Origin of the sequence: Ligilactobacillus salitolerans (assembly GCF_003864415.1) — a bacterium.
Lineage (GTDB): Bacteria > Bacillota > Bacilli > Lactobacillales > Lactobacillaceae > Ligilactobacillus > Ligilactobacillus salitolerans.
Map to the genome: position 1 here is coordinate 1 of NZ_BFFP01000059.1, position 9,556 is coordinate 9,556.

The 9,556-nt window shown below is 42.1% G+C and carries 9 protein-coding genes and 2 tRNA genes; 5 read left to right on the plus strand and 6 right to left on the minus strand.

All coding sequences use genetic code 11. The annotated features are described in order from the left end of the window. Positions 1-142: 142 nt before the first annotated feature. From LFYK43_RS11575 to LFYK43_RS11590, 4 genes are all read right to left on the minus strand, one after another. Positions 143-1,153 carry a serine hydrolase domain-containing protein gene (locus tag LFYK43_RS11575; protein WP_229718033.1) on the minus strand — a complete coding sequence of 337 codons (1,011 nt, stop codon included), beginning with the start codon at positions 1,151-1,153 and terminating at the stop codon, positions 143-145. 3 nt (positions 1,154-1,156) lie between these two features. Beyond that, complete coding sequence (locus tag LFYK43_RS11580; RefSeq protein ID WP_124978458.1) at positions 1,157-1,819, minus strand: histidine phosphatase family protein; 663 nt, start codon at positions 1,817-1,819, stop codon at positions 1,157-1,159. 25 nt (positions 1,820-1,844) lie between these two features. After that, positions 1,845-2,111, minus strand: coding sequence for a LysR family transcriptional regulator (locus tag LFYK43_RS11585; protein WP_124978460.1), 267 nt, complete (start codon positions 2,109-2,111; stop codon positions 1,845-1,847). Between the two features lie 104 nt (positions 2,112-2,215). After that, positions 2,216-2,956 (minus strand): amino acid ABC transporter ATP-binding protein, encoded by a 741-nt coding sequence (locus tag LFYK43_RS11590; RefSeq protein ID WP_124978462.1) that lies wholly within the window; start codon positions 2,954-2,956, stop codon positions 2,216-2,218. A gap of 579 nt (positions 2,957-3,535) precedes the next feature. Between LFYK43_RS11590 and LFYK43_RS11595 the strand changes: the two genes are divergently transcribed. The 4 genes from LFYK43_RS11595 to LFYK43_RS11610 all read left to right on the plus strand — a co-directional run bounded on the left by LFYK43_RS11595 (position 3,536) and on the right by LFYK43_RS11610 (position 4,974). After that, positions 3,536-4,132, plus strand: a complete 597-nt coding sequence (locus tag LFYK43_RS11595; protein ID WP_124978464.1) for an XTP/dITP diphosphatase — start codon at positions 3,536-3,538, stop codon at positions 4,130-4,132. Positions 4,133-4,241: 109 nt separating this feature from the next. Continuing rightward, positions 4,242-4,314 (plus strand) — tRNA-Glu (locus tag LFYK43_RS11600). A 169-nt stretch (positions 4,315-4,483) separates the two neighbouring features. Next, entirely contained in the window at positions 4,484-4,783 is a 300-nt protein-coding gene (locus tag LFYK43_RS11605) for a hypothetical protein (protein WP_124978466.1), read from the plus strand. Positions 4,784-4,901: 118 nt separating this feature from the next. Then, positions 4,902-4,974 (plus strand) — tRNA-Gln (locus tag LFYK43_RS11610). A gap of 307 nt (positions 4,975-5,281) precedes the next feature. Here LFYK43_RS11610 and LFYK43_RS11615 read toward each other — a convergent pair. After that, positions 5,282-5,875, minus strand: coding sequence for a hypothetical protein (locus LFYK43_RS11615; protein ID WP_124978468.1), 594 nt, complete (start codon positions 5,873-5,875; stop codon positions 5,282-5,284). Between the two features lie 507 nt (positions 5,876-6,382). Between LFYK43_RS11615 and LFYK43_RS11620 the strand changes: the two genes are divergently transcribed. Further along, positions 6,383-6,889: a YslB family protein gene (locus LFYK43_RS11620; protein WP_124978470.1), complete on the plus strand. Its 507-nt coding sequence runs from the start codon at positions 6,383-6,385 to the stop codon at positions 6,887-6,889. 122 nt (positions 6,890-7,011) lie between these two features. Here LFYK43_RS11620 and LFYK43_RS11625 read toward each other — a convergent pair whose 3' ends face one another. Beyond that, the gene (locus LFYK43_RS11625) at positions 7,012-9,372 is read right to left on the minus strand and encodes an endonuclease MutS2 (protein ID WP_124978472.1); all 2,361 of its coding nucleotides are present in this window, start codon (positions 9,370-9,372) and stop codon (positions 7,012-7,014) included. Positions 9,373-9,556: the final 184 nt, after the last annotated feature.

The following is a 9,556-nucleotide window of genomic DNA, read 5'->3' on the forward strand; positions in this document are numbered from 1 at the left end:
CCTCGCAATAGACACCCTTGCCTTCGACTTGTGATACCGACCACTACGGCTCACAGCGGACTCACACCGCCTAGTTACTGCCCATGCCGGGCGCACCAAAAAAGGTCAACTGCCAACCTCAAGCTGGCAGCCAACCAATTATCTAGTGCCCTTTTTCTCTTAAATATTGCAAAACCAGCTGGTCTCTGGCTTTTAAAAACTGGAGGTTCGCTGCAGATGGGTGGATCCGATTCGTAAGGACCGCCAAGGCATCTTGCTCCTTGCGGTCAACCAGCAGGAATGTGCCGGTAAAGCCTGTGTGATACAAGCATGCGGTACCTTGCGGGGTGTAACGAAGATCAAAGCCTAAAGAACGCCCGCCATTTTTTAAAGTGGTCTGATCAGCAAATAAACTTAAGACTGTTTTTTCAGACAAAACCGTATTGGGAAGAAACTGACCCAGCAGCCACTGACAATACTTGAGCAGGTCATTTAAAGTCATGAACAAACCGGCTGAACCGCACTGTTTTCCAAGTGAAGCTGCTTTTGGATCATGCACACTGCCCTGAATCAATCCGCCACGCTGCGGATCAAATTCCGTTGGCACGCATTCGGTGCGCGGCGGTCTAAACGTACTCTCCGTCAATCCTAACGGTTTTAAAACTTCACTAGTGATCACATCTTGAACCGGTCGTTTATAAAAACGCTCGATGATCTGACCTAACAAGATCATATTTATATCCGAATAAACCACCTTTTTGCCCAACAACGGTCCACTATGGAGCTGCTGGTAAATAGCCGTCAACAAGTCAGGACCATCTAGCTGGTCGCGATTGGGAATATAGCCGCCGATCGCAGAAGTGTGCGTCAAAAGATGCCGTATGGTGACCTTGTCATCCTGAAAACGCGGCAAAAGCTGCTTGATCTCCTGATCAAGACCGATCTGACCAGTTTCCACTAACTGCAAGATCACTGGAGTAGTGCCAACGACCTTGGTCAATGAAGCAACATCATAGTAAAGACCAGGTATTAAAGGCTCTTTTTCTGGTATCAGCTGCCGCGCCCCTAAAGTCTCTGCTTGGAGCTGCCCATGATGGAGCATTGCGTATGAAACCCCTGGAACAATTTTGCGGCTGACTAAATCATGCAACATTTGGGTAGTTTGTGGATTCACTGCTTATCTCTTCTTCTCTAAAGAATTTGAGTTCACGATCATAAATTTTTCTTGATCATAATCGATCCGGACAATGTCTGTATTTTTTACCAACAGTAACGGAACATTTCCCCCTAGGCTTTCGATGAAAGAGGACAAGATCAGACCATGAGTAACGATCAAAATATTTGGCTCTCCCTCCTGGTAGACCCGTGCAATTGCTTCAAGTGTCTGCCTCATCCGTTGACTGAGTTCTTCGCTAGACTCTAAACGGACATCATTGGCCATGCGATCAAAAAGGTCAACTAAACCATTAGCATGCTTGTGTCCAAAAGCCGTTCGTAAGATCTGGATCGGTCCTAGAGTCCATAAAGCATTAGGGAGCAAACTGCGTTTACGCACCTCTTCATATTTCCCGAAATCAAATTCACGCAGATCACTTAGAAAAAAGCGCGGTGGATCTGGAAATGAATTCATTTGAATAATATTATCTGCCGTTTCTTGCGTTCGTTTTAAATTGCTTGCAAAAATTGCATTAAAGCGAACATTCGCCAAGCGCCGTCCTAAACTCCTTGCATTCATCAGACCACGGACTGTCAAAGCCGAATCAGTAGTCCCTTGCAGGCGAGCCAAGCGGTTAACTCTGGTCTGACCATGCCGCGCGATATAGAAATGTATTGTCCCCATGATTGCTTAACCTAACCTCTCGCCATCAGTCATCTAGATCCTCTTCAATATCCAAGCCATAGATTTGACTGACAGGCTGCTCAGGATCAGCCGGGGTCACCACAACGACTGCAATTGCCCCCTTGCTGGAAACATAACCAGCAAAAGAAACGACTTCTTCTACCAAATAAGCAATCGCATCAGTGTTATAGATGTACTGACCTGCAACAGGCATACTTTCAAAGTAGGTTTTATTCATCCGATAATAGTCTTGATGAGCCACGTCATGCATGACCAAAATTACTTTTAACATTTTAATTCCTCCACTTTTTAGAATGCATAAATGATAGGCTCAAGCGCTGTACTAACAGTTGCAGTGCCATACAAAAATATTTCCTAATTCAGCCAAAACTGGCCTTAAACGTTAATAACTTTCTTCAAGAAGGCCTTAGTCCGTTCGTTTTGCGGATCATCAAACATCTGCTCAGGAGTCCCTTCCTCCATGACCTTGCCATCGGCCATAAAGACGACTCGGTCGGCTACTTCTTTAGCAAATCCCATTTCATGAGTCACGACGACCATCGTCATCCCATCTTTAGCTAGGGATTTCATAACTTCTAAAACATCGCCGACCATTTCTGGATCCAAAGCCGAGGTAGGTTCATCAAAGAGCATGATATCGGGGTTCATCGCTAAAGCCCGTGCAATAGCCACACGCTGTTTTTGCCCGCCCGAAAGTGAAGCCGGTAAAGCATCATATTTATCTGTCAAACCAACGGTTTCCAAGAGAGCCCGTGCATCTTTTTGAGCTTCTTCCAGTGTCTTTTTATGCAGTTGCGTTGGTGCTAATGTAATGTTTTCACCCACGGTGAGATTAGCAAAGAGATTAAAATGCTGAAAAACCATTCCAATATTTTCACGTGCTTGATCGATATTCACTTTTGGATCACTAATATCGACTCCATCGATCTGGATCGAGCCCGAACTCGGATCTTCTAACTTGTTCAAACAACGCAGCAAGGTACTTTTGCCGGAGCCTGATGGTCCGATCACAACAACGACTTCATTACTTTTAACCTGAAAATCAATGCCTTTCAAGACATGGTTATTACCATAATTTTTATTCAAATCTTTAACATTCACTTTTAAATCAGACATCTGTCAACCTCCTCAGCAATTAGCCTAGCAGCCAAGTAACAGCCGTTAGTAAAAAGACAAACTCATTTAAATCTAATATTTCAAGTATACCACATAGACTTGTCTTCAACATAAATTTTACTAAATCAATACAGCCCAATCATTGTCCTTTTGCCAAACCAATGTTTGAAAAATTTGCCAGCTAAAAAAGCACCCGAATCTATCGGATGCCTTGCTTTTCCTGTTTAAAATACCCACATCAGCAGTAAAATTATTATCGCCCACAGCGCAAGGCTTGGAAACAATGCGTTATATATTCCCCTGAAGACTTCCATAATGCATTCCCTCCTTCTGACAGCAACACAATTGATCAAACATATTGTTTCTAATACAATCAACCTCATCCTAGCATTTCAACTAATACAACAATAGGATACATTGCTAAGCTTAAGACAGTCTTAAATTTTTTTCAGACCATTGAATTCTCAAATCAGCTCCTGCATAGTTTACTGGTTAATTCACAACTAGAGTAGCTTTTTGAACTGATTTTTGTCATAATCAAATATGAAAGTGAACTTATTACAACGTGGGGTGATTACTTTGAAAACGATTTTGATCGCGACTGCTAATCCAGGTAAAGCCGCTGAATATCGCAATATTTTTGAAGAAAAGGGACTGGAAGTCAAAACATTGGCTGACCTGCCTGAAAAATATGATATCAACGAAAATGGGACAAGCTTTGAGGAAAATGCCTTGATCAAAGCCAACACATTGATGAATGCCCTGGATCTGCCGGTCCTGGCCGACGACTCAGGCTTAATTGTTGATGCTTTAAACGGTGCACCAGGTATCCATTCTGCCCGGTATGCCGGTGACCATGATGACGCCGCCAACAACCAGAAACTGTTACAAAATCTGGCTGGTCTGCCTTTTGAAAAAAGAACTGCTCGTTTCCACTGTACGATCGTGGTCGTTCGTAAAAACCATGAACCGCTCAGTGTTTCCAGCGAAGTTTCAGGTCACATTTTAACAAAAGCCCAAGGCAGTGACGGTTTCGGATACGATCCTTTGTTTTACTACACACCGCTCAAGAAAAGCTTTGCAGAACTGACAATGGCAGAAAAAAATCAAGTCAGCCACCGTGGACTGGCCGTGGCCAAGTTGGCACAAGTCTTTGACGACTGGTGGAATGATTGATTTCAATTATCCCCATATAATAAAACTGATAACATTGCTTGCCAAAAAAAATAATTAGCAAATTGGTTTGACAATTACTCCAGCTCATGTATAATAGAAAGAGTAATTTTGCCCGTTGGTCAAATTGGTTAAGACGTCGCCCTCTCAAGGCGGAGTTACGGGTTCGATCCCCGTACGGGTGATAATGGCAATATTTAAGTCTAGAGAATGCTTGTAAGTCAACCTTTTGCAAGCATTCTTTCTTTTTATCAGAAAAACTTTAAAGTACTAAGTATTTTTATTGGTTAATGAGTTATAATAGGTGCTAGTCATTGAATATGCCAGGAAACTATCAACAAGGGGGGATCAGACTTGCTCAAAAGGACTAAAGTTTTCTTGCGCTCGAACAAGATACCATACACTAAAGAGCACGTTAATCCATTGATGGTACCTGAAAGAGTATATGTTCTAAAATTTGGAAAAGATGGTGACGAGTATTTGAATCGTTTCATCGTCGAACACACATATACTTGGACTGGACGGATCAAAATCAACCGGATCACACTCAGGCTGCATGGTCAAGTTCACCCGCACGTTTTTCGCAACGAACATGAGCTGCTGCATTATTTAAAGAAGCACAAAGATCAATTTACTGAGTATTCTCAAAAATAATGGCAGTCTCACCGCGTTCATCCGCTATTTTAAAGACTCCATTAGTCAGTCAAAAAAATAATTTGAATTTAGCTTGACATATTATTGAAATCCAAGTATACTAATGGAGTTGAGTTTTTGGGCATTCGCCAAACTGGTAAGGCAGTGGACTCTGAATCCATAATTTACAGGTTCGACCCCTGTATGCCCAATAAAATAAGTGAATATAATTTTATCTAACAGCTAATAATCAATTTCTCATTAAGAGCAATGATTATTAGCTATTTTTTTAGCCAATTTTTAGCCCGATCAGCCAACATTTTATACTCTTCTGTTTGATGACATTAAGTCTAAAAAATGAGCCGCTGGAAGATTGCTGCTAAGATCTGCTCCAGTTCCTTGCTTGTTGTGACCACACTGTCAATAACGCATATACCTTATCCGTTAAACCCATCTCACTGCATCTCAAAATCACTTAGTATCGTTAATAATAAATTCTTCTCCGACAAAAAATCCCTTTTATCTTGCTTGATGTTCTGACATTTGCTGCTCAATTGTGTCTTTATATTCTGGATAGGCCTTCAGGATTTCTGGATACACCTTATTTGTAACAATTCTATATGCGTCTCTCTTACCTACTTGACCTTCGATCATGGCAAGCAATTCTTCATAATTCGTGTAGTTATGTCTAATAGTATTCACAATTTTCCAATCATTGATTTCCCAAAGATCGTCGTCTTCTCTGCCTCTTAACATCATGAACACTTCATGTTCTTGGTAAGCGGTCTTCTTCAAAGTTTTCTTGCCAACTTTTGTGACAACAACTTTTTGCGCGTCAATTAAAGCAACAGTTTTTCTAATTTTAGTCTCAACGGCTTTTGCGGCAGCGATTTGCCGCTTAGCTTTATTCTTTATCTTTTTGTGATACGTTTCTTTCACTTCAGGTAAAGCAAAAGTCTGGTCAATTTGTTCCTTCGTCCAAACAGGTATGATCTGACTGGCATAATAGCCTCGCTTTGTTTTAGCAGGCTTGGGGAGATATTTGATCATCTTATCCGTCCAACCCAATTCATCTTTTAACATCTTTCGACTATAAAACTTTTCATCTTTCATGTCCTGATCCCCTATCTTCATAAAGTACTAAATATAGTATATAAAAAAGCAGTGTGATTATCAAAACATATGTTCCCTCAAACGAAAATATCCCCACAAGTTTCCGTCACAAAGAAAGAAACGTGCTTCAGCGCACACAAAGAGTGCATTCATCCCATCACTAAAGTCACAAGATTTCTGTGCTTTTTTATTAAAAGCAGATGAATACAGCTAACTTTTCTCTTTTCTAAACCTTTGAAGTAAGTTGATCTGGGCGAATGTTTGTGCAGCAGCAAGATTTTCGCCAAGCTGGCAAGGCGGTAAGATTTAAGTCCATGATTTACAAGTTCGTCCTCCTCTTTGCCCAATTCCGATTTTTTACAAACAAATTAACATCCTGGCAGAGACTGAGGATGTTTTTATTTTGCGTTACAATTTTCAAATTAGGGCAATTATTTTAGCCGAGTTCTGTTTTCAAACGCCAAATCCATGTATAATTAAATTTAGTAATTTAAAGGAGCCCAAATGATGTCCAAAAAATTTTATGAAACTTCAATCGCTGCAAATAGCTTTTCAATTACTCTTCTGCGCGACGCTTTACTGCCCTCGTTGATCGGTCAAGAGGGAGATATTCTCTACTGGGCCGGCAAAAAAATTGCGCGGCAATTCGTATTGACTAAAGATGAAGAAATTCCCCTCTTTTTTAAACAAGCTGCTTGGGGAAGTCTCGCTCGTGTTAAAAGCAAGAAAAATACTCAGACTTTTGAGTTGACGGGTCCGGTCATCGAAACTCGGCAAGGGTTAGGTCAAGAAGCTAATTTTTTGCTTGAAGCCGGCTTTTTAGCCGAGACTATCCAGAATCAACTTGGACATCCGAGCGAGGCAATTGTCGCCAGCAGTAAAAAAAATAGTGTGACACTACTAGTCAAAATTGACTTAGAGACTACTCTCCCTTCAGAAAATTTCAGCAAGTCTGACGTGGTCACACCCCAGCCTAATGATGATGAAGCAACGGAATTGAGAAGATCACGTTAACTTCACATCGATCTCCAAGGCTTACTCATCTTGAAGTTACCGTTTCAGCTCATTTATGCTCACATATCAAAAAGGCTTAGAGATCTCGGTTGATTTCTAAGCCTTTTTTAAATCGATCGCTTTTATTTGAAATGAACGACTGTGGCACCATTACCACCGGCATTAGGTGGAGCATACTCGAAATTCTTCACCGCGCGATTATTTTTTAGGTACTCTGTAATACCCTTGCGCAAAGAGCCAGTCCCCTTGCCGTGGATCAGAGTGACCGAAGAATACCCGGCGAGCTGAGCACTATCCAAATATCGGTCGACATTAGTCAAAGCTTCCTCATACCGCTGCCCGCGCAGATCTAGACTGGTTGAGATCCCACTGCTGCCTGTGCGCTTAACAACTGTCCGTGCGCCTCTTTCATTCTGTTCAGGAACCTTGATTTTTTCTAGATCGTTTTCATTGATCTTCATCTTCAAGATACCGATCTGAACTTCCCAGTCATGATTGCCTGCTTTACGCAGCAGGACACCTTTTTGCCCATATGACTTGACTAGTACATCGTCATTGGGTTGCAGATCATGTTGTTTCTTGGCGCGCTGCAAAATCTTATTTTTTTGCAGCTTTTCGTTTTGATGCAAGGAATTCAACTCGCCCTTAGCATCCATCAACTGGTTTTCCTTAATGTTGCTTCCACCGTTTAAGCGCATTTGACGCAAGTCAGAAATCACTTGATCAGCCTGCTTGGAGGTTTTTTCTACGATCTCATTCGCTTTTTTCTTGGCTGCTGCAATTAAATTATCTCGCTCCCGGTTTAAAGCTGCGTAAGCTTTTTTCAAATCAGCTTGAAGTTCCTCTGCCTCAGTCAAATATTGTTGAGTTTGAACCCTTTCCTCTTCAACATCATGTCTTTTTTGAACTAAGTCCCCGATCATGTTGTTCAATTCTTGACTATCCTGCGACACTAACTCTGTCGCAGAATCGATGATAGTTGAAGACAAGCCCAAACGACGGGAAATATCCAGGGCATTACTGCGTCCCGGCAAACCAACCAGCAATTTGTACGTCGGACGTAAGGTCTCGCTATCAAACTCCATCGAAGCATTGATCGTTTCAGGCCGTTCATAGCCATAAACTTTTAATTCTGGATAATGAGTCGTGGCAACGACAGAACTGCCCTTAGCCGCCACATCATCTAAAATTGCGATTGCCAGCGCCGCCCCTTCTTGGGGATCGGTCCCAGAACCCAATTCATCAAACAGCACTAAGGAACGAGGAGAAATTTTTTCCAAGAAATCCACAATATTTGTCATATGGGAGGAAAAAGTACTTAGATTCTGCTCGATCGACTGTTCATCGCCGATATCGGCAAAGATCTCATCAAAAACACAGATCCGGCTGCCTTCATTAGTTGGAACGAAAAGACCAGCCTGCCCCATGATCTGGATCAACCCAATCGTCTTTAAAGTGATTGTTTTTCCACCAGTATTAGGACCTGTGATCAGCAGTGTTTTGAAATCTTGACCCAGCATAATATCATTTTTAACAGCCTTCTTGGCATCTAACAGTGGATGCCATGCCTGTCTAAGATACAAAGACTGATCTTCACTCAAAAACGGCTCAGTCGCATTAATGTCTCTGGCATACAAAGCTTTAGCATTCACCAAATCCAAATGACCTAGAACCTGCGCGTTCGAACCGATCTCGTCGGTATAGGGGGCAATCAACTCTGAAAGTTCCCGCAAGATCCGCCGGATCTCCTCTTGCTGTGCAGCCTCCTGCTGTGTCAGGCGCTCATTTAGTGCTGCAACTTGTTTGGGTTCAATGAAAAGTGTTTGTCCTGTGGTACTTTGATCAATGACCCTGCCCGCAACATTATTGCGGTACTCAGACCTGACCGGCAAGACATATTTATCTTGTCTGAGTGTGACTACGGATTCACTCAGGTACTTTGCTGATTTGCCGCGGGTAAAATTAGCTAGGGTTTCGCGAATGTTTTGTTCTGTGCTAGTAATTTGATGCCGGATGCTCTTGAGCAGACTTGATGCATCATCAGTCACATGTCCGTCGTTTTCTATCGAAACAGTTAATTGCTTGGCAACCTCGGGTAAGGTCTGAAGCTCTTCGACGACTTGATAGAGTTTTTTTAAAGCCAACTCATCATTTTGCAGCTCCCGGAAAAAACGCCGCACCTCACTAGTAGCCCGTAAAACTTTACCGATTGCTGCTAACTCCTTAGCATTTAAAGTTGCCCCGATCGTTAACCGTTTTAAAAATGGACCGATCTCACCGATTTGCGGCAGCAAGATCCCTCCCTTTAAGCGCAGCAGGTCTGCCCCGTCTTTGGTTTCATCTAAAGCAGCGCGAACCTTTTCCACCTCAGTAAAGGGCTCCAATTCACGCAGTTCCTTTTTCCCAGCCTCAGTCACCAGATGATTTTGGACTTTCTGCTTGATCTTTGCGTATTCCAACGTTTGTAAACTTTTTTCATTCATTAAATATCACCTCTCGTATTATAAGATTAAACATTGGTTTTTAAACCAAGTTTTAGTGACTGTTGTTACTTTCTTTGTTGGACACTACATGATAACCTCTAATTGTCATTGGCTTTGGTCAACTGGTATAGGTGTTTCACCTCTGTAGTTCAACTACATTTAAAGACTGCCGCCCAGATAATCA

Coding starts and splice junctions, on each gene's coding strand:
- LFYK43_RS11580 (WP_124978458.1), bottom strand. CDS start 1,819: ATGGGGACAATACATTTCTATATCGCGCGGCATGGTCAGACCAGAGTT.
- LFYK43_RS11585 (WP_124978460.1), bottom strand. CDS start 2,111: ATGTTAAAAGTAATTTTGGTCATGCATGACGTGGCTCATCAAGACTAT.
- LFYK43_RS11590 (WP_124978462.1), bottom strand. CDS start 2,956: ATGTCTGATTTAAAAGTGAATGTTAAAGATTTGAATAAAAATTATGGT.
- LFYK43_RS11615 (WP_124978468.1), bottom strand. CDS start 5,875: ATGAAAGATGAAAAGTTTTATAGTCGAAAGATGTTAAAAGATGAATTG.
- LFYK43_RS11620 (WP_124978470.1), top strand. CDS start 6,383: ATGTCCAAAAAATTTTATGAAACTTCAATCGCTGCAAATAGCTTTTCA.
- LFYK43_RS11625 (WP_124978472.1), bottom strand. CDS start 9,372: ATGAATGAAAAAAGTTTACAAACGTTGGAATACGCAAAGATCAAGCAG.